We start from the raw sequence: 19403 nt of genomic DNA, 5'->3' as shown, positions 1-19403 counted from the left end.
CGAGACCGCGGGCCGGGCAACCCCCCGCCGCGCGGCGGCGTCCCTGACTGCGACGACCCGAGGGGAGGCCGCATGAGCGCGGACGAACTGGGAGCCCCCGCGCCGGCGGCCGACGCCGGTGGCGGCCGGCAGCCGTCGGACGCTACGGACACCTCCTCGGCGCGCGTCGCCCGGCCGCCGCACCTCGGCGCGGTCGGCCGCGGTGAAGACACCGGCGGAGGCCGGCAGCCGCACGCCGTCGTCGTCGGCGGCGGGCTCGCCGGCATCACCGCCGCGCTGCGGCTCGCCGACTCCGGGCTGCGCGTGACCCTCCTCGAAGGACGGCCCCGGCTCGGCGGCCTCGCGTTCTCCTTCCGGCGCGGCGAGCTCACCGTCGACAACGGTCAGCACGTCTACCTGCGCTGCTGCACCGCCTACCGCTGGTTCCTCGACCGCGTCGAGGGCGCCCACCTCGCGCCGGTCCAGGACCGCCTCGACGTCCCCGTCCTCGACGTCGGCCACCCCCGCGGCCCCCGCCTCGGACGGCTGCGCCGCACCGCCCTGCCCGTACCGCTGCACCTCGCCGCGAGCCTCGCGACCTATCCGCACCTCTCTCTCGCCGAGCGCGCGAGCGTCGGGCGGGCCGCGCTCGCCCTCAAGGCGCTCGACCCGGCCGACCCGGCGCTCGACGGCATCGACTTCGCCACCTGGCTCGGCCGCCACGGCCAGTCCCCGCGCGCCGTCGAGGCACTCTGGGACCTGGTCGGCGTCGCCACCCTCAACGCCACGGCGGCGGACGCCTCCATGGGCCTGGCCGCCATGGTCTTCAAGACCGGCCTGCTCTCCGACCCGGGCGCCGCGGACATCGGCTGGGCCCACGTGCCCCTCGGTGAACTCCACGACACCCTCGCCCGCAAGGCCCTCGACTCCCTCGGCGTACGCACCGCACTGCGGACCAAGGCCGAGCGGATCTCCCGCACCGCCGACGGCCGGTGGACCGTCGACGTACCGGGGGAGCGCATCGAGGCGGACACCGTCGTGCTCGCCGTGCCGCAGCGCGAGACCCGCGAGCTGCTGCCCGAGGGCGCCCTCGACGACCCGGACCGGCTGCTCGACATCGGCACCGCACCCATCCTCAACGTGCACGTCGTCTACGACCGCACGGTGCTCCGGCAGCCGTTCTTCACCGCGCTCGGGTCCCCGGTGCAGTGGGTCTTCGACCGCACCGACTCCTCAGGTCTGCTGAGGGGCGGGCCCGAAGGACCCTCGAGCGAGGGCGGTGATGGGCTGGGGGCACCTCCCAGCGGTAGCTGGGGGAAGGTGGGCGGGCAGTACCTGGCCGTCTCCCAGTCCGCCGCACAGGACGAGATCGACACGCCGGTCTCCGTGCTCCGCGAGCGCTACCTCCCCGAGCTGGAGCGGCTGCTGCCCGCGGCCCGCGGCGCCGGGGTCCGGGACTTCTTCGTCACCCGGGAGCGGACCGCGACGTTCGCCCCCGCTCCGGGCGTCGGCCGGCTCCGTCCCGCCGCACGCACCCATGCCCCCGGCCTGTACCTGGCCGGCGCGTGGACCGCCACCGGCTGGCCCGCGACCATGGAGGGCGCCGTACGCAGCGGCTTCAGCGCCGCGGGCGCCGCGCTCTCCGCCCTCGGCCGCCGCCATGAACACCCGCTGCAGGAGGCGGTATGAGTGTGAGTACTGGAACAAGAGGAGAAACCGTGCCGACCGTGCCCCCGGTGAATCCGGCCGTCGACACCGCGGACGTGACCGCTCTGCTGGAGCGCGGGCGGACCCTGTCCACCCCCGTCCTGCGGGCGGCCGTCGACCGCCTCGCACCGCCCATGGACACCGTGGCCGCCTATCACTTCGGCTGGATCGACGCGCAGGGCAACCCGGCCGACGGCGACGGCGGCAAGGCCGTCCGCCCCGCGCTCGCGCTGCTGTCGGCCGAGGCCGCCGGAGCCGCCCCCGAGGTCGGCGTCCCCGGCGCCGTCGCCGTGGAGCTCGTCCACAACTTCTCGCTGCTGCACGACGACCTGATGGACGGCGACGAGCAGCGCCGCCACCGCGACACCGTCTGGAAGGTGCACGGCCCCGCCCAGGCCATCCTCGTCGGCGACGCGCTGTTCGCCCTCGCCAACGAGATCCTTCTCGAACTCGGCACCGTCGAGGCCGGCCGCGCCACCCGCCGGCTCACCACCGCCAGCCGCAAGCTCATCGACGGGCAGGCGCAGGACATCTCCTACGAGCACCGCGAGCGGGTCACCGTCGAGGAATGCCTGGAGATGGAGGGCAACAAGACCGGCGCCCTGCTGGCCTGCGCCGTCTCCATCGGCGCGGTCCTCGGCGGCGCCGACGACCGCACGGCGGACAAGCTGGAGGAGTACGGCTACCACCTGGGCCTCGCCTTCCAGGCCATCGACGATCTGCTCGGCATCTGGGGCGACCCCGTGGCCACCGGCAAGCAGACCTGGAGCGACCTGCGCCAGCGCAAGAAGTCCCTGCCCGTCGTCGCCGCCCTGGCGGCCGGCGGACCGGCCTCGGAGAAGCTCGGCGAACTCCTCGCCGCCGACGCCAAGAGCAGCGACTTCGACTCCTTCTCCGAGGAGGAGTTCGCCACCCGCGCGGCCCTCATCGAGGAGGCCGGCGGCCGGGAGTGGACCTCCCAGGAGGCCCGCCGCCAGCACACCATCGCGGTCCAGGCCCTGCACGAGGTCGACATGCCCGAGCGGGTCAGGGCCCAGCTCGTCGCGCTCGCCGACTTCGTCGTCGTACGGAAGAGATGATCACCATCACCCTGATATGAGTGCGCAGTCGCCGGCCGGTGCCCTCGGGCATCGGCCGACGGCAGACCCGAGTGAAGCAGAAAGTACGCGACAGTACACCGCCTGCACGAAGGGGAAGCCATGACAGCGACGACCGACGGAAGCGCCGGGGCCGTGGGACCCCGGACGGCCGCGGCCAGCGACACCACCGACACCACCACCGACATCACTGCCGCGGCGCCCGCGGCGGCCGGCCTCGACGAGGTCGCGTCCCGCGCAGCCGCACGATCCGTCGAGCATCTGCTCGGCCGCCAGGACGCCGAAGGCTGGTGGAAGGGCGACCTGGAGACCAACGTCACCATGGACGCGGAGGACCTCCTCCTGCGGGAGTTCCTCGACATCCAGGACGACGACACGCTGCGCGCCGCCGCCCTCCACATCCGGGGCGAGCAACGCGAGGACGGCACCTGGGCCACCTTCTACGGCGGCCCCGGCGAACTGTCCACCACCATCGAGGCGTACGTCGCCCTGCGCCTCGCCGGAGACCGGCCCGAGGACCCGCACATGGCCCGCGCCGCCGCCTGGATCCGGGAGCGCGGCGGGATCGCCGCCGCCCGCGTCTTCACCCGGATCTGGCTCGCCCTCTTCGGCTGGTGGAAATGGGACGACCTGCCCGAGCTGCCGCCCGAGCTGATCCTCCTGCCGAAGTGGTTCCCGCTCAACATCTACGACTTCGGCTGCTGGGCCCGGCAGACCATCGTGCCGCTCACCGTGGTCTCCGCCAAGCGGCCGGTGCGGCCCGCGCCCTTCGAGCTGGACGAGCTGCACACCGATCCGTCCCGGCCGAACCCCGGCAAGCCCCTTGCCCCGGTGCTGAGTTGGGACGGCGCCTTCCAGCGGCTCGACAAGGCCATGCACCTGTACCACAGGATCGCCCCCCGCCGGCTGCGCGAGGCGGCCATGAACGTCGCCGCCCGCTGGATCGTCGAACGCCAGGAGAACGACGGCTGCTGGGGCGGCATCCAGCCCCCCGCCGTCTACTCCGTGATCGCCCTGCACCTGCTCGGTTACGACCTGAGGCACCCGGTCATGCGGGCCGGGCTCGAGTCCCTCGACCGCTTCGCGGTGTGGCGCGAGGACGGCGCGCGCATGATCGAGGCCTGCCAGTCGCCCGTCTGGGACACCTGCCTGGCGACCATCGCCCTCGCCGACGCCGGTCTGCCGTCCGACCATCCGGCGCTGGTGAAGGCCGCCGACTGGATGCTCGGCGAGGAGATCGTCAGGCCCGGCGACTGGGCCGTGCGCCGGCCCGGACTCCCGCCCGGCGGCTGGGCGTTCGAGTTCCACAACGACAACTACCCCGACATCGACGACACCGCCGAGGTCATCCTGGCGCTGCGCCGCGTGAAGCACCCCGACCCCGAGACGGTCGAGACCGCCATCGCGCGCGGTGCCCGCTGGACCCTCGGCATGCAGTCGAAGAACGGTGCCTGGGGCGCCTTCGACGCGGACAACACCAGCCCGTTCCCCAACCGCCTGCCGTTCTGCGACTTCGGCGAGGTCATCGACCCGCCCTCGGCCGACGTCACCGCCCATGTGGTGGAGATGCTGGCCTTCGAGGGCAAGACCGACGACCCCCGCACCCGCAGGGGAATCGAGTGGTTGCTCGCCGAACAGGAGCCGAACGGCGCCTGGTTCGGACGCTGGGGCGTCAACTACGTGTACGGGACGGGCTCCGTGGTTCCCGCGCTCACCGCGGCCGGGCTGCCCCGTTCCCACCCCGCGATCCGGCGCGCCGTCGCCTGGCTGGAGTCCGTGCAGAACGAGGACGGCGGCTGGGGCGAGGACCTGCGCTCGTACAAGGAACAGGCATGGATCGGGCACGGAGTCTCGACCGCCTCCCAGACGGCCTGGGCGCTGCTCGCGCTGCTCGCCGCGGGCGGCCGCGAGTCCAAGGCGGTGCGGCGGGGCGTCGCCTGGCTCGCCGAGACGCAGCGCCCTGACGGCTCCTGGGACGAGCCGTACTTCACGGGCACCGGATTCCCCTGGGACTTCTCCATCAACTACCACCTCTACCGGCAGGTGTTCCCGCTCACGGCGCTCGGGCGCTATGTGAACGGCGAGCCGGCCGTCTCCAGGGAACGGTGATGGGCGGCCAGGAGCCGGGCTCCTCGTCCGGCGGTGCGGCGCCGCTGCTGATCGCGTGCGCCCTCGGCATCGAGCAGCTCGCCCTGCGCAGCGGTGAACGGGGCGGCGCGTCCGGTCCGTTCACCGTGGTGCGCACGGGCATGGGCCCGGACCGCGCCCGCCGGGCCGTCGCCCGGACACTCGGCCGGGAGCCCTGGCGGGACGCCGTCGTCATCGCCTCGGGCTTCTGCGCCGGCCTCGCTCCCGGCATGCACCCCGGGGACCTGATCGTCGCCGACGAGACCCGGGGGCCCGCCGGCACCACCCCCTGCACCGGGTCCGACCTGCTGGTGAAGGCGCTGACCCGGGCCGTGCCCGGCAGGACCGTCCACACCGGCCCGCTGACGGGCTCCGGCCACATCGTGCGCGGCCACGAGCGCACCGATCTGCGGGCCACCGGCGCCATCGCGGTGGACATGGAGTCCGCCGCCACGCTCCGCACGGCGCTGGACGCCGGCCCCCGCCCTGTTGCGGCCGTACGGGTGGTCGTGGACGCTCCAGAACATGAACTGGTCCGGATCGGCACGGTACGCGGTGGAATATCGGCTTTCCGTGTTCTTCGTGCCGTCCTTCCCGCATTCTTCGAATGGCACCGTTCTTTGCTGCTCCCCAGGAGGTGAGCGAGTTATGGCCATGCCGCTCCGTCAGTCCATCCGGGTCGGGACCTATCTCATCGAACAGAAGCTCCGCAAGCGGGACAAGTTCCCTCTGATCGTCGAACTCGAGCCGCTGTTCGCCTGCAACCTCAAGTGCGAGGGCTGCGGGAAGATCCAGCACCCGGCGGGTGTCCTCAAGCAGCGGATGCCGGTCGCCCAGGCGGTCGGCGCCGTCCTGGAGTCCGGGGCGCCGATGGTCTCCATCGCGGGCGGCGAGCCCCTGATGCATCCCCAGATCGACGAGATCGTGCGCCAGTTGGTGGCGAAGAAGAAGTACGTCTTCCTCTGCACCAACGCGCTGCTGATGCGCAAGAAGCTGGAGAACTTCACCCCGTCCCGGTACTTCGCCTTCGCGGTGCACATCGACGGGCTGCGTGAGCGGCACGACGAATCCGTCGCCAAGGAGGGAGTGTTCGACGAGGCGGTGGCGGCGATCAAGGAGGCGAAGCGGCGCGGCTTCCGCGTCACCACCAACTCGACCTTCTTCAACACCGACACCCCGCAGACCATCATCGAGGTGCTCAACTATCTCAACGACGACCTCCAGGTCGACGAGATGATGATCTCGCCCGCGTACGCCTACGAGAAGGCACCCGACCAGGAGCACTTCCTCGGCGTCGAGCAGACCCGGGAGCTGTTCAAGAAGGCCTTCGCCGGCGGCAACCGCGCCCGGTGGCGGCTGAACCACTCGCCGCTCTTCCTGGACTTCCTGGAGGGCAAGGCGGACTTCCCGTGCACCGCGTGGGCGATCCCGAACTACTCGCTGTTCGGCTGGCAGCGTCCCTGCTACCTGATGAGCGACGGCTACGTACCCACGTACCGGGAGCTGATCGAGGAGACCGACTGGGACAAGTACGGCCGCGGGAAGGACCCGCGCTGCGCCAACTGCATGGCGCACTGCGGGTACGAGCCCACCGCCGTCCTCGCCACCATGGGCTCCCTCAAGGAGTCGCTGCGGGCCGCCCGCGAGACGGTCTCAGGCAACCGGGGGTGAGCGGAGGCGCCCGGGGGCCCCGTCCAGGGCCCCCGGGCGCGCAGCCGGACGCCGGGTCGACGGGCCGAAGGGGGCCGAGCATGACGATTCTGGAGAACATCCGGGGGCCGCACGACCTCCGGCCGCTGAACGACACCGAGCTCGGTGAACTGGCCGAGGAGATCAGGCGGTTCCTGATCCACGCGGTCGCGCGGACCGGTGGCCATCTCGGGCCCAACCTCGGCGTGGTCGAGCTGACCATCGCCCTGCACCGCGTCTTCGACTCGCCCGCGGACCGCGTCCTGTGGGACACCGGGCACCAGAGCTACGTCCACAAACTCCTCACCGGACGCCAGGACTTCTCCAAACTGCGCAGCAAGGGCGGGCTCTCCGGCTACCCCTCCCGCGAGGAGTCGGAGCACGACGTCATCGAGAACTCGCACGCCTCGACCGTCCTCGGCTGGGCCGACGGCCTGGCCAAGGCCAACGAGGTCCTGAAGAAGGACGACCACGTCGTCGCCGTCATCGGCGACGGAGCCCTCACGGGCGGCATGGCCTGGGAGGCGCTGAACAACATCGCCGCCGCCAAGGACCGCCCGCTGGTCATCGTCGTCAACGACAACGAGCGCTCCTACGCCCCCACGATCGGCGGGCTCGCCGACCACCTGGCCACCCTCCGTACCACCGACGGCTACGAGCGCTTCCTCGCCTGGGGGAAGGACGTCGTCCAGCACACTCCGGTCATCGGGCAGCCGTTGTACGGGTCGCTGCACGGCGCGAAGAAGGGCCTCAAGGAGTTCATCGCCCCGCAGGGCATGTTCGAGGACCTCGGCCTGAAGTACGTCGGCCCGATCGACGGCCACGACATCGGGGCCCTGGAGTCCGCCCTGACGCGGGCCAAGCGCTTCGGCGGTCCGGTGCTCGTCCACTGTCTCACCGAGAAGGGCCGCGGCTACCGCCCGGCCCTGGAGGACGAGGCCGACCGCTTTCACGCCGTCGGTGCCATGGATCCCCGTACCTGCGAGCCGCTGACCCCGCCCGGCGGCCCCTCGTGGACCTCCGTCTTCGGTGACGCGATCGCGGAGATCGGGGCCGAGCGCCCGGAGGTCGTCGCGATCACCGCCGCCATGCTGCACCCCGTCGGCCTGACGGCGTTCGCCGAGCGCTTCCCCGACCGCGTCTGGGACGTCGGGATCGCCGAGCAGCACGCCGTCGTCTCGGCCGCCGGCCTGGCGGCCGGCGGGCTCCATCCGGTCGTCGCCGTCTACGCGACCTTCCTGAACCGCGCCTTCGACCAGCTGCTCATGGACGTGGCCCTGCACAAGTGCGGTGTCACCTTCGTCCTGGACCGGGCCGGCGTCACGGGCACCGACGGCGCCTCCCACAACGGGGTGTGGGACATGTCGGTCCTCCAGGTCGTCCCCGGCCTGCGGCTCGCCGCCCCGCGCGACGCCGAGCAGCTGCGGACCCAGCTGCGCGAGGCCGTCGCGGTCGACGACGCCCCGACCGTGCTGCGGTTCCCCAAGGAGACGGTGGGTCCTCCCGTACCGGCCGTCGGGCGGATCGGTTCCATGGACGTCCTGCGGGCCTCACCGCCGGACGCGGAGGTGCTGCTGGTCGCCGTCGGCGTGATGGCCGACGTCTGCCTGCGGGCGGCCGACCTGCTGGCCGGGCGCGGCATCACGTGCACCGTCGTGGACCCCCGCTGGGTCAAGCCCGTCGACGAGGCGCTCGCCCCCCTCGCGGAGCGGCACCGCCTCGTCGCGGTCGTCGAGGACAACAGCCGTACGGGCGGGGTCGGCGCGGCCGTCGGCCAGGCACTGCGGGACGCGGGGGTCGACGTGCCCCTGCGGACGTACGGGATCCCCGAGCAGTTCCTCGCGCACGCCAAGCGCGGCGAGGTGCTCGCCGATCTGGGCCTCACCCCGGTGGAGATCGCCGGAGACATCAGCGCGGCACTGACCCGGAAGAAGGGGCGATGACCAAGGAGTTCGACCTCGCGGCGCTGCTCGCCGAACGCGGCGCCGAGCGCTACGAGCTGCACACCCGCTACCTCAACCACCAGCTCCCGCGCATGCTGCACACGATCGGCTTCGACAAGGTCTACGAGCGGGCCGAGGGCGCCCACTTCTGGGACGCCGAGGGCGGGGACCACCTCGACATGCTCGCCGGCTTCGGGGTCATGGGCCTCGGCCGGCACCACCCCGTGGTCCGCAAGGCCCTCCACGACGTCCTGGACGCCTCCCTCGCCGACCTCACCCGGTTCGACTGCCAGCCCCTGCCCGGGCTGCTGGCCGAGAAGCTCCTGGCCCGCAGCCCGCACCTCGACCGGGTCTTCTTCGGCAACAGCGGGACGGAAGCGGTGGAGACCGCGCTGAAGTTCGCCCGCTACGCCACCGGCATGCCCAGGGTCCTGTACTGCTCCCACGCCTTCCACGGCCTGACCACCGGCTCCCTCTCGGTCAACGGGGAGAACGGCTTCCGGGACGGCTTCGCCCCGCTGCTGCCCGACACCGCGATCGAGCTGGGGGACCTGGACGCCCTGGACCGGGAGCTGCGCAAGGGGGACGTGGCCGCGTTCGTCGTCGAGCCCATCCAGGGCAAGGGCGTGCACGAGGCGCCGCCCGGCTTCCTGCGCGCGGCCCAGGAGCTGCTGCACGCACGCGGGGCGCTGCTGATCGCCGACGAGGTGCAGACCGGGCTCGGCCGGACCGGGGACTTCTACGCGTACCAGCACGAGGACGGCGTCGAGCCCGACCTGGTGTGCGTCGCGAAGGCGCTCTCGGGCGGCTACGTGCCGGTCGGGGCGACGCTCGGCAAGGACTGGATCTTCAAGAAGGTCTACTCGTCCATGGACCGGGTCCTCGTCCACTCGGCCAGCTTCGGCTCGAACGCGCAGGCCATGGCCGCCGGTCTCGCCGTGCTCTCGGTCATGGAGAGCGAGGGAACGGTGGCGCACGTGCGCCGGGTGGGCGGGCTGCTGGCCGCGCGCCTGAAGGAGCTCGTCCCGCGCTACGAACTGCTGAAGGAGATCCGCGGGCGCGGACTGATGATCGGCATCGAATTCGGGCGGCCGTCCTCGCTCGGTCTGCGGAGCCGGTGGACGATGCTGCAGGCCGCCCGCAAGGGACTCTTCGCCCAGATGGTCGTCGTGCCGCTGCTGCAGCGGCACCGGATCCTCACCCAGGTGTCGGGGGACCATCTCGAGGTGATCAAGCTGATTCCGCCGCTGATCATCGACGAGGCGGACGTGGACCGCTTCATGGCCGCGTTCACGGCCGTGATGGACGATGCCCATGGCGGCGGCGGACTCATGTGGGACTTCGGGAAAACGCTAGTCAAGCAGGCGGTGGCGCAGCGGTGACGGCGGAGCTCTTTTGCCTCTGAGGCAACAAACTTGCCTCAGAGGAAAGATCCTGGCGAAATGGGTGCATGGAGATCCTCCCCGCTGCCGATGCTCCCGACGCGCCGGGCGACGTGCCGGGCGACGTGCCGGACGTCGCGCCCCGACTGCGCGCGCTGCGCCGTCGCCGCGGGCTGACCCTGGAGGCCGCCGCCCAGCGGGCCGGTCTCTCCCCGGCGCACCTCTCCCGGCTCGAGACGGGCCGTCGGCAGCCCTCGCTCCCCATGTTGCTCGCCCTGGCCCGTATCTACGGTACGACGGTCTCCGAGCTTCTCGGCGAGGCTCCGCCCGAGCGGGATCCGATCGTGCGGGCGGGCCGGTCCGAGCCCGTCGAGGCCGACGGCTGGACCTACCGCCAGGCGGGCGGCCCCGGGCGCGCCCTGCAGGCGCTCCGGGTCCACGTGCCGTACGCCACCCGGTCCGACATCGTGCGCGTCCATCCCGGGGAGGAGTGGCTCCACGTCCTGGAAGGACGGGTGCGCCTCGCGCTCGGCGACGCCGTGCATGTGCTCGACCCGGGGGACAGCGCGCACTTCGACTCGCTCACCCCGCACCGCATCGGGGCCGCCGGCCGCGGCGGGGCCGAGCTCCTCTTCGTCCACACGCTGATGCAGAGCCCCGCCGCCGAGCTGTGCCTCGGCGACGGAGCCCCGCATCCGCGCTGAGCCCTCCGAAAGGGGCCGTTATGTCCGAGAAGTCCGCACCGATCACCGGTGAGGAGCGCGACGGGGGCAAGTTCCCCAAGGGGCTCGTGCTCCGGCTCTTCGCGTACCTGGTGGCGGGGCACCTCTTCGCCGGGTTCCTGTACCTGCTGTTCCTGCTGGGCGGGCAGAACCAGTAGCGGACGGGGCGCGGTCACGCCTCGCTGACGAGCCGCTCGCGCAGGCGCTCCCGGGTCTCGGGGCTGAGCTTCAGGCCGTCCGAGAGGTAGTTCTCGACCGTGCCCCAGGTCTGCTCCATCGTCTCCAGCGCCGCCCGCAGGTACTCCACGCGCGCGTCGAAGAGCGGGCTGAGCAGCTCCATCACCTCGGGCGACATCGCGTCCGCGGAGGTGGAGCTGCGGCGCACCTTGTAGCGGCGGTGCGGATCGTTCGACTTCACGTAGTCGGCCTCGACGGCCTCGCGCTCGACGCCCACCGCGAGCAGCGAGATGGCGATGGACAGGCCCGCCCGGTCCTTGCCGGCCGCGCAGTGCATCAGCGCGGGGACGCTGTCCTCGGCCATCGCGTGCAGGACGCGGCTGTGTTCCGCCGTGCGCTCGACAATCATCTTCCGGTACGAATCGGACATGCGGTCCGCCGCCTTGCCGTCGCCGAGGGCGGCGCGGAGCTGGTCCAGATCGCCGCTGCTGACGAGCTTCCAGAACTCCTTGCCGTCGGCCGGGTCGTTGAGCGGTATGTTCACATTTCGTACACCCGGGAGCTCGACGTCCATGCCCTCGACCTTCCTGTCGGCCAGGTTGCGGAAGTCGAAGATCGTGTGCAGCCCGAGGGTGGAGAGGAAGGCGGCGTCCTCCTCGGTGGCGTGCGCGAGGTGGCCGCTGCGGAAGAGGCGTCCGAACCGCACCGATCGGCCGTCCACGGTCGGCAGGCCGCCCACGTCCCGGAAGTTGCGGACCCCGGCCAGCTCGGGTTCGGTCGACGGGACCTGCGGCAGCTGCTGCGTCACGAGTGCTCCTGAAGGTTGGCGGATCGATTCGGTTCCTGGGGCAATCATCCCGGCTGAGGTCGGCTCCGCACACCCCCGGGCAGGGGAATGGGTGTTCTGTCCGAATTGACTCCTTCGGTATAACGCGCCCTGATTGCAGGGGAGATGGGATCCGGCGCGTGAGCAGCGTCATAAAGGTCACGGAACGTGCCTGATCATTGCGGCCAATCCCCTTACCGGAAAAGGTGATCGGGGTTCCGACATCCACGGAGGGTGACCGGAATTCCGGGCGAATTGCGGGGCCGTGAATGCGAAAGAAAAACGGTGGCTTGTTCGTGCCGACCCCGCTCGTCTACGGTCACCGTCAATCCGGTCGGACCGCCGAATCCTGCCACCGTCCGGAATCCGCACCCACCCACGTATGGCAGGAGCGGGGGACCCAGGTAAGTACGCCGAACCGGTCGATCCGGACGGCTCGGGGTGAAGCCGCGTGAGAAGCGGCCGGACATCTCCAGTCCGAACCCGACAGCTCACCTCGCAGGCGACGGAGAGGAATTCGCCATGCCCGCGAAGGGTAAGCATCGCCGTCCCAAGGTCAACCCGATCACGCGCGGATTCGTCGCCGCCGGCACCGGTGGCGCCGTCGTCGCCCTGCCGCTCCTCGGTGCGACCGGAGCCCACGCCGCCGACAAGGGCGCCCCGGCCGTGACGCCCGAGCAGGCCGTCGCCGCCGTCGCCGCGGCTCCGGCCGCCGCCCCGGCGGCTCCCGCCGCCAAGCCGAAGACGTACTCCGTCGTCCCCGGCGACTACCTGTCGAAGATCGCGGCCGAGCACCACCTGGCCGGCGGCTGGAAGAAGCTCTACCAGGACAACCGGCAGATCATCGGCGAGAACCCCTCGCTGATCCTCCCCGGCATGAAGCTCACCCTCGGCGCCAAGTCGACGGCCAAGGCGCCCGCGCCCAAGGCCGCTCCGAAGGCCGCCCCCAAGGCCAAGCCCAAGGCCGCTCCGAAGGCCGCTCCCAAGGCGGAGAAGTCCTCCTCCGCCGCGGCCGAGTCGCGCAGCTCGCGCTCCACCGAGCGCAGCGCGGCGGCGCCCGCCCAGGCCGCCCCGGCGCAGGCCGCGTCCTCCGGCTGGGTCGCGCCGGTCTCCGGCGGTGTCTCCACGCCGTACCGTGCCTCCGGCTCCATGTGGTCCTCCGGCTACCACACCGGTGTCGACTTCATGGCCTCCTCCGGCACCTCGGTGAAGGCCGTCGGCCCCGGCACCGTCCACTCCGCCGGCTGGAGCGGCTCGTACGGCAACGAGGTCGTCATCCAGCACGCGGACGGCACGTACTCCCAGTACGCGCACCTCTCCTCGCTCTCCGTCTCGGCGGGCCAGAGCGTCGGCGGTGGCGACCAGATCGGCCTCTCCGGCTCGACCGGCAACTCCAGCGGTCCGCACCTGCACTTCGAGATGCGCACCGGTCCGAGCTACGGCTCCGACATCGACCCGCTGGCCTACCTGCGCCAGCACGGCGTCGGCGTCTGATCCACGCACGTCAGAGAGGCCCGGCACGCGCGTGCCGGGCCTCGGCGTATTCCGGCTTGGCGGAATCTTGACCGGTGGCATATCTCACCTGCCGTCAACCCCTCCTTACGGTCGCGTAGGTCACACGCGTAAGGGAAAGATGTGCTCCCGTGGCAGACGATTCGAGATCAAGAGACATGGGCGTGTTCGGGTCGTACGCGGCGATCGGTGACAGCTTCACCGAGGGCGTCGGTGACCCCGGGCCCGACGGGAAGTTCGTCGGCTGGGCGGATCGCTTCGCGGTCCTGCTCGCCGACCAGCTGCCGGAGCACGACGCATTCCGTTACGCCAATCTGGCCGTACGCGGCCGCCTCCTCGACCAGATCGTGGAGGAGCAGGTCCCGAGGGCGAAGGAACTCGCCCCGGACCTGGTGAGCTTCTGCGCGGGGGGCAACGACATCATCCGCCCGGGCAGTGACCCCGACGACGTGGCCGAGCGCTTCGAGCGCGCCGTCGCCGAGCTGACCTCCGCCGTCGGCACGGTCATGGTGACGACCGGCTTCGACACCCGGGACGTGCCCGTGCTGCGCCATCTGCGCGGCAAGATCGCCACCTACACGGCCCATGTCCGGGCCATCGCGGACCGCTACGGCTGCCCGGTCCTGGATCTGTGGTCGCTCAAGTCCGTGCAGGACAGGCGGGCTTGGGACGGCGACCGGCTGCACCTGTCGCCCGAGGGGCACACCCGGGTCGCGCTGCGCGCCGCCCAGGTCCTCGGCCTTCCGGTGCCGGCCGACCCGGACCAGCCCTGGCCGCCGCTGCCGCCCCGGGGCACCCTGGAGGTGCGCCGGGACGACATCTACTGGGCCAGGGAGTACCTCGTACCGTGGATCGGCCGCCGGCTGCGCGGAGAGAGCTCCGGCGACCACGTGGCGGCGAAGCGCCCCGACCTCATGCCTCTCTGACCACGAAGGGAAGCCCCTCGGGGAGCCGTGCGGGGATCCGGTCGGGGATGCGCTCCAGGACGCCGCCGGCGAACACGTCGTACAACGGCAGCGTCTCCAGGTGCACGTAGCCGATGTGGCAGTCGCAGACGGCGAGGGGGCAGGCGCGCGGGCGCAGGGCGGCGCGGTACGAACCGTCGTAGAGGCGGCCCAGCTCGGCCTTGACGAAGTGGCAGCGGCGAACCGTGCCGTCGCCGTCCACCGAGATCACCGACTCGCCGGTGCGGCAGGGCAGCCCGCCCGAGCGGTGCGGCCGGCGGCTGTAGGGGAAGAGGGGGTCGAGGGCCGTCCAGCCCTCGGCCTCCTCGTCGGTGTACGTGTGCCCCTCGGCCGCGTTCACCCAGAGGTAGACCTGGGGCGGGAGGTCCGCCCGCAGCCGCCGGGCGTCCTCCCGGTGCTCCGGCAGGCCGACGATCCCCACACTGAACCGGGTGCCGCGATCCACCAGTTCACGGCACTTGCCGAGGAAGCGGTCGTACGGAGTCTGCCCCGGGTGGTAGGTGCACCAGAGGGCGAGGGACGCAGGGTCGGCCTCGGCCAGCCAGTCGGTGCGGCAGCTCAGATTGGTCTGGATCGCCACCCGCTCGATGTGCGGGAGATGTGACAGTTCGACGAGGGCGCGCCGGTACCAGGACCGGACCAGGCCCTCGCCCCACGGGGTGAACAGGATCCTCAGCCGGTCGCCGGTCTGCGCGGCCGCCCAGGCGGAGAACCGCTCCAGCGCCGCCCGGTCGGCGCGCAGCTGCTCACGGCTGTCGCGGCGCTTGGCGAAGGGGCAGTAGGGACAGTCGTAGTCGCAGGAGGCGAGCGGGCCCCGGTAGAGGATCGTCAGGTCCATGCCGTCACTCCGTCACTTCGGCTCGTAGGCGGCCATCGCCGCCCGGACGGCGGGGGAGAACAGCGCGGGACCGAGCGCGTCCGAGTGGGCCAGGCCCTCGGAGGAGAGCCGCAGCAGCCCGGCCGGGGCCGTCGGGTCCAGCCAGCCGAGCGACTCGAACCGGGCCAGTTCGGCCGGGAAGTCCGCGAACGGAGAGGACCCGAACCGTTCCTCGTAACCGGCCGTGGCCATGCCCCGGGCCTGGAGGAGCGACTGGAGCAGATGCCGGCGACGGGCCTCGTCCGCGTCGACCCACCGGCCCACCTGGGCCCGCGTGAAGTCCTCCGCCTCCGTGTAGGTGTCGATGATCGAGCGGATCTCCCTCATGTCGACGGCGTAGTCGAAGGAGTAGTGGAGGGCCGAGGTGTACGAGCGGGCTCCGCAGCCCAGGCCGATCATCCCGTCGGTCTGGCAGGCATAGTCGTCCGCGCCCTGCGGCGGGGCGTCGGCGCGCCGGAACATCCGCATCGACACCTGCTCGTACCCCCGGGAGAGCAGATGGTCCCGGCCGTGGCGGTACAGACGCAGCCGCTGCTCGTCCCATTCCCGGTCCGCGGTGGAAGCGAGCCGGCCGAGGCCGGTGAGCGGGCGGACATAGAGGGGATAGAGATAGAGCTCCTCGGGCGCCCAGGCCAGCGCGGCGTCGAGGGAGCGGGCCCAGGTCCGCTCGGTCTGGCCGTCGATCCCGTAGATCAGGTCGATGTTGAGGACGGGGACGCCGGTGTCGCGGATGCGGGCGAGGGCGGCCTCGACATCGGCGCGGCGCTGGGGACGCACCGCGGCGCGGGCCTCGGCCTCGACGAAGCTCTGCACACCGATGCTGAGCCGGGTGGCTCCCCGCTCGGCCAGGACCGCGAGCCGGTCGGCCGTCGCCGTCGCCGGGGAGGTCTCCACGGAGAGGGGGACGGCCCGCAGGTCCGCGCCCATCCGCTTCTCCGCGATGTCGCAGAGCCGTGCCAGCTCGCCGGCGGTGAGGAAGGTGGGCGTGCCGCCACCGAACGCCGCCGTGGCGAAGCGGACCGGCCCGGCGTCGCCGAGAGCGTCCCGCACCGCGGTCGCCTGACGGTCGAGCGCGTCGAGATAGCGGGTGGTCAGCTCGTCCGGGGCGCCGATCCGGGTGAAGAGGTTGCAGAAGCCGCAGCGGACCTCGCAGAACGGTATGTGCGCGTACAGCGAGAGGGCGTCCTTCGGCTCGTCCGCCCACAGCGCCGCGAGACCGGGCGCGGGGGAGGGCAGCTTCCGGTACGCCGTCTTGTGCGGGTATGCGTAGACATAGCTCTGGTACGGGCGCGGTACCTCGGTCGTGCGCGGGCCTTCCGCCGCGGGGGTCATGCGCACGCCTCCCGCTCCGGGCCGGCCAGGAAGAAGTGCGCGTACGGAACGGTCCACACGACCTCGTGGCCCAGCCGGTGACCGGTGAAGCCGTCCTCCCCGTACGCCGTGCCGTGGTCGGAGCAGACGATCGCGAAGCAGCTCCGCCGGCTGCTCATGGCGGCGAAGAGCCGGCCGATGTGCCGGTCCACGTACTCCAGCGCCGCCGCGTGCGTGGCCCGGCTGTCCCCGGCCTCGCGGGTCGCGCCGGGCAGATGGAACCAGTTGGGCTGGTGCAGCGCGGAGACGTTGACGAAGAGGAACAGGCGCTGCTCGTGCGGGAGCGCGGCGACGATCTCCTCGGCGCGCGTCACCTGCGACTCGAAGGAGGTGGGGGAGGTGACGCCGAAGGACGGCTCCCAGTGGCTCTCCTGGAAGAGGCCGGGCAGGACCGAGCCGAGGGGGGCCTGGCCGTTGAAGAATCCGACACCACCGACGCACGCGGTGCGGTAACCCTCCTTCGCGAGCGCGGAGACGAGATCGGGGGTGTCGTGGACGAACGTGCCGTCGGCCGTGGTCTCGCTGCCCGCGAACCGGGCGGCGAAGAGCCGCGGGTGCGGGCCGGGGGCTGCCGGCGTCGGCAGGAACCCCGCGAAGATCGCCTGGTGGGAGGCGTAGGTGAAGCTCCCCGGGGCGTGCCGGCGCTCCCATTCCCCGCCCGGGAGATGCCGGGCCAGGTTCGGGATGCGACCGGCCGCTGCGAGCTCGGCCGCCACGTCGTGGCGGAGCGTGTCGAGGGTGACGAGCAGCAGGTCGTGACTGCCGACGACGTCGTTCATGTCGGGTGAGGGCGGCGGGATCACGGCGTGCTCGTTCCTGTGGTGCTGATCGTTTCGGTGGTGCGGACAAGGGCGGCGACCTGCGCCGCGTAGGTGTCCAGGCCCTCGGCGCCGCTGCCCGGCAGGCCGGTGAGCCCGGGGAGGAGGTCGCCGAAGGCGTTGACCTCACCGACGGCGAAGCGCCGCCAGCCGACGGCGGGAAGCAGATCGACGCCGACGCACCGCGTGCCGGGGAACGCGGCGGCGGCTCGCTCGCACACCTCGAGCGCGTCCGCCCACCGGCCGCCCGCTCCGGCGACCGCCGCGCGCACGGCACCCAGGTCGCCCCGGCTGCCGCCCAGATGGAGATTGGTCATGGGGGAGCGGCTGGTCCGGACGACGGCGTGCGTCGCCCGCCCGTCGATCACCACCACCCGCAGATCGGCGGCCCTGCCCGCCTGCGCCGCCTTCGGCAGCCAGCGCTCGATGTGCAGTCCGTCGGGGGCGAGCGCGTCCACGATCGCCGCGACCTCGCGCTCCGTCCTGTAGCGGCGGACCCGCAGCGAGTTGAAGAGGCGGCCGTCCGGGGCACGCTCCACGGAGGTGGTGGCCTGCACCCGGCCGGCGCCGGCGGTCTCGACCGCGAGCACACCGGACGCCGAGGAGCCGTGCGCCGGCTTCACGAAGGCCCGGCGCAGCCCCGCGCCCGCCATCAGGGAACGGACGTCGGCCCAGCCCCGTACGGGCGGCGCCTCCGCTCCGGAGGTCGGCGAGTCCGGCACGGGTACCCCCGCCTCGCGCAGCCGTCCGTGCGCGAGGCGCTTGTCGAAGAGCACCGCGAGCTCGGCGGGCTCGTCGACGAGGACCGCCCCCGCCGCGGCGACGGTCCGGGCGAGCTCCGCCGCGGCGGCCGTGAACGCCGCGTACCAGCGGCCCGTCCCCTCGACCCGCGTCGGGTCGTCCGTCCCGCGCAACAGCCGGTCCACGTCCGGGTCCTCCCCCGGCGACTCCAGACGGACCGTCTCGCCCGGCAGGAACCGCCCGCCGCCCCGCAGCACGTCCCGCCACGGCACGACCCGCGCCTCGGGCAGCCCGGCGGCCCGCACCGCGTCACGGAAGAACGCGACCCGGCGGTTGCCCGGATTGCCGACCACGACGAGGCGAGGGCGTGCGAGGGGCGGGTGCGCGGGGGACGGGTCCGCGGAGGGTGGGCGTGCGAGGGGCGGGTCGAGGCGCGGGGAGGGCGTCATTCGGCGACCGCGACGTACCGGTAGACCTCACCGTCGCCGTCGTCCTCCGCCACCTGGGCGTCGTCGATGTCGACCGACACGCCGTGCGGGGTGAGGGCGTCGACGATCCGCTCGCTCATCTTCTCGGAGAGGTAGTGGTGCGAGAGGTCCAGGTGCGAGAGATGTGTCAGGGGCTGGCCGGTGAGCAGGGCCTCGGCCCCCTCGTCGGTGAGCGTGCCCATCGACAGGTCGAGGCGTTCGAGCCGGGCGACCACCGGGGCGCTCGCCAGGGCAGCGGCGATCTCGTCCTGAAGCACGCTGTTGCGCAGCGCGAGGTGGCGCAGGGCGGGAAGACCGGTGCCGGCGAGGATCGGCTCCAGGTCGGTGACCGAGGAGTCGCCCCCGTACTCGTCCGTGCCGAGCCACAGGTCCAGGCTCTCCAGCGCGGGCAGGTCGCTGCCCGCGATGCCGCGCACGACCTCGGCACCGAGGCCGCCGGACTCCACGACGAGCGTGCGCAGCGCGGAGTGACGGATCGCCGGGAAGGCCAGCTCCGAACCTCCCCGCACGCCGAATTCCAGCAGGCGGGGAAAGGCCCTGAGCAGAGGTGTCACGTCGGACTGCTGGATCCACGAGATCTCGCAGTCCTCGAAGTCCATGTCACCGACGAAAAGGGCTTCCAGAGCCGGGAGCCGGTCCCTGGCGGCGACGAGAGCGTCGACGATCTCCGCGGACGAGTTCTCGTACGCCTCGTCCCAGGCGCCGACGATCAGCGCGCGGACCCGCGTGGTGTCGACCGCCGCGAGGAAGCGTTCGAAGATCTGTCCCCACTGCTCGTCGTCCGGGCCGCAGTACGTCGAGCCGGAGAGACGCCAGGCCACGGCGCCGGTGTCCGGGAGTTCGACCGCGGAGTCCGGCTCCGGGAAGTCGAACACAGGCAGACCGTGCAGTTCCTGCAGATGGCCCGAAATGGTCATGAGAGCTCCAGACACCGGACGGCGAAGATCGGCGGACGCGAGCAGTTCTACCAAGCGGCACCGAC

At 72.2% G+C, this 19403-nt stretch carries 17 protein-coding genes and 1 riboswitch; of the genes, 11 read left to right on the top strand and 6 right to left on the bottom strand.

What is annotated here, in order from left to right:
* Positions 1 to 72 precede the first annotated feature (72 nt).
* The 9 genes from hpnE to ACZ4VW_RS21645 all read left to right on the top strand — a co-directional run bounded on the left by hpnE (position 73) and on the right by ACZ4VW_RS21645 (position 10804).
* Positions 73 to 1668 carry a hydroxysqualene dehydroxylase HpnE gene (gene hpnE / locus ACZ4VW_RS21685; RefSeq protein WP_467964754.1) on the top strand — a complete coding sequence of 532 codons (1596 nt, stop codon included), beginning with the start codon at positions 73 to 75 and terminating at the stop codon, positions 1666 to 1668.
* Positions 1665 to 2765, top strand: coding sequence for a polyprenyl synthetase family protein (locus ACZ4VW_RS21680; RefSeq protein WP_467964752.1), 1101 nt, complete (start codon positions 1665 to 1667; stop codon positions 2763 to 2765). Before hpnE ends, ACZ4VW_RS21680 begins: the two co-directional genes overlap by 4 nt.
* 120 nt (positions 2766 to 2885) lie before the next feature.
* Positions 2886 to 4892 (top strand): squalene--hopene cyclase, encoded by a 2007-nt coding sequence (shc, locus tag ACZ4VW_RS21675; protein ID WP_467964750.1) that lies wholly within the window; start codon positions 2886 to 2888, stop codon positions 4890 to 4892.
* Positions 4892 to 5551, top strand: coding sequence for a phosphorylase family protein (locus ACZ4VW_RS21670; RefSeq protein ID WP_467964748.1), 660 nt, complete (start codon positions 4892 to 4894; stop codon positions 5549 to 5551). Before shc ends, ACZ4VW_RS21670 begins: the two co-directional genes overlap by 1 nt.
* A gap of 7 nt (positions 5552 to 5558) precedes the next feature.
* Positions 5559 to 6581 (top strand): adenosyl-hopene transferase HpnH, encoded by a 1023-nt coding sequence (hpnH, locus tag ACZ4VW_RS21665; RefSeq protein WP_467964746.1) that lies wholly within the window; start codon positions 5559 to 5561, stop codon positions 6579 to 6581.
* Between the two features lie 80 nt (positions 6582 to 6661).
* Positions 6662 to 8542 (top strand): 1-deoxy-D-xylulose-5-phosphate synthase, encoded by a 1881-nt coding sequence (gene dxs, locus ACZ4VW_RS21660; protein WP_467964744.1) that lies wholly within the window; start codon positions 6662 to 6664, stop codon positions 8540 to 8542.
* Positions 8539 to 9924 carry an aspartate aminotransferase family protein gene (locus ACZ4VW_RS21655; protein ID WP_467964742.1) on the top strand — a complete coding sequence of 462 codons (1386 nt, stop codon included), beginning with the start codon at positions 8539 to 8541 and terminating at the stop codon, positions 9922 to 9924. The genes dxs and ACZ4VW_RS21655 overlap by 4 nt, the downstream gene beginning before the upstream one ends.
* A 68-nt stretch (positions 9925 to 9992) precedes the next feature.
* Positions 9993 to 10628 carry an XRE family transcriptional regulator gene (locus ACZ4VW_RS21650; protein WP_467964740.1) on the top strand — a complete coding sequence of 212 codons (636 nt, stop codon included), beginning with the start codon at positions 9993 to 9995 and terminating at the stop codon, positions 10626 to 10628.
* Between the two features lie 20 nt (positions 10629 to 10648).
* Complete coding sequence (locus tag ACZ4VW_RS21645; protein ID WP_467964738.1) at positions 10649 to 10804, top strand: DUF6126 family protein; 156 nt, start codon at positions 10649 to 10651, stop codon at positions 10802 to 10804.
* 14 nt (positions 10805 to 10818) lie between these two features.
* Here the strand turns inward: ACZ4VW_RS21645 and ACZ4VW_RS21640 are convergent, their stop codons facing one another.
* Positions 10819 to 11631, bottom strand: a complete 813-nt coding sequence (locus tag ACZ4VW_RS21640; protein WP_467964736.1) for a tyrosine-protein phosphatase — start codon at positions 11629 to 11631, stop codon at positions 10819 to 10821.
* A 381-nt stretch (positions 11632 to 12012) separates the two neighbouring features.
* Positions 12013 to 12167, top strand: a riboswitch (cyclic di-AMP (ydaO/yuaA leader).
* 4 nt (positions 12168 to 12171) lie between these two features.
* On the opposite strand from ACZ4VW_RS21640, the gene ACZ4VW_RS21635 reads away from it, so the two are divergent.
* The gene (locus tag ACZ4VW_RS21635; RefSeq protein ID WP_467964734.1) at positions 12172 to 13143 is read left to right on the top strand and encodes a M23 family metallopeptidase; all 972 of its coding nucleotides are present in this window, start codon (positions 12172 to 12174) and stop codon (positions 13141 to 13143) included.
* Between the two features lie 149 nt (positions 13144 to 13292).
* On the top strand, positions 13293 to 14087 hold the full coding sequence (locus ACZ4VW_RS21630) for an SGNH/GDSL hydrolase family protein (protein ID WP_467964732.1): 795 nt from the start codon (positions 13293 to 13295) through the stop codon (positions 14085 to 14087).
* On the opposite strand, the gene ACZ4VW_RS21625 is transcribed toward ACZ4VW_RS21630, so the two are convergent.
* Genes ACZ4VW_RS21625 through ACZ4VW_RS21605 form a run of 5 tightly spaced genes read right to left on the bottom strand, consistent with a single transcriptional unit; the run spans position 14074 to position 19338 of the window.
* Entirely contained in the window at positions 14074 to 14964 is an 891-nt protein-coding gene (locus tag ACZ4VW_RS21625; protein ID WP_467964729.1) for an STM4011 family radical SAM protein, read from the bottom strand. The genes ACZ4VW_RS21630 and ACZ4VW_RS21625 overlap by 14 nt on opposite strands.
* Positions 14965 to 14976: 12 nt before the next feature.
* Positions 14977 to 16335, bottom strand: a complete 1359-nt coding sequence (locus ACZ4VW_RS21620; RefSeq protein WP_467964727.1) for an STM4012 family radical SAM protein — start codon at positions 16333 to 16335, stop codon at positions 14977 to 14979.
* Positions 16332 to 17153 carry an STM4013/SEN3800 family hydrolase gene (locus ACZ4VW_RS21615; RefSeq protein ID WP_467964817.1) on the bottom strand — a complete coding sequence of 274 codons (822 nt, stop codon included), beginning with the start codon at positions 17151 to 17153 and terminating at the stop codon, positions 16332 to 16334. The genes ACZ4VW_RS21620 and ACZ4VW_RS21615 overlap by 4 nt, the downstream gene beginning before the upstream one ends.
* Before the next feature lie 20 nt (positions 17154 to 17173).
* Positions 17174 to 18382, bottom strand: coding sequence for an STM4014 family protein (locus ACZ4VW_RS21610; RefSeq protein ID WP_467964725.1), 1209 nt, complete (start codon positions 18380 to 18382; stop codon positions 17174 to 17176).
* Positions 18379 to 19338, bottom strand: coding sequence for an STM4015 family protein (locus tag ACZ4VW_RS21605; protein WP_467964723.1), 960 nt, complete (start codon positions 19336 to 19338; stop codon positions 18379 to 18381). Before ACZ4VW_RS21605 ends, ACZ4VW_RS21610 begins: the two co-directional genes overlap by 4 nt.
* Positions 19339 to 19403 lie beyond the last annotated feature (65 nt).

It is taken from the genome of Streptomyces sp. NPDC029139 (assembly GCF_055564335.1).
The sequence above is the reverse complement of the archived record's forward strand: the minus strand, read 5'-3'. Positions and strand labels throughout refer to the sequence as shown.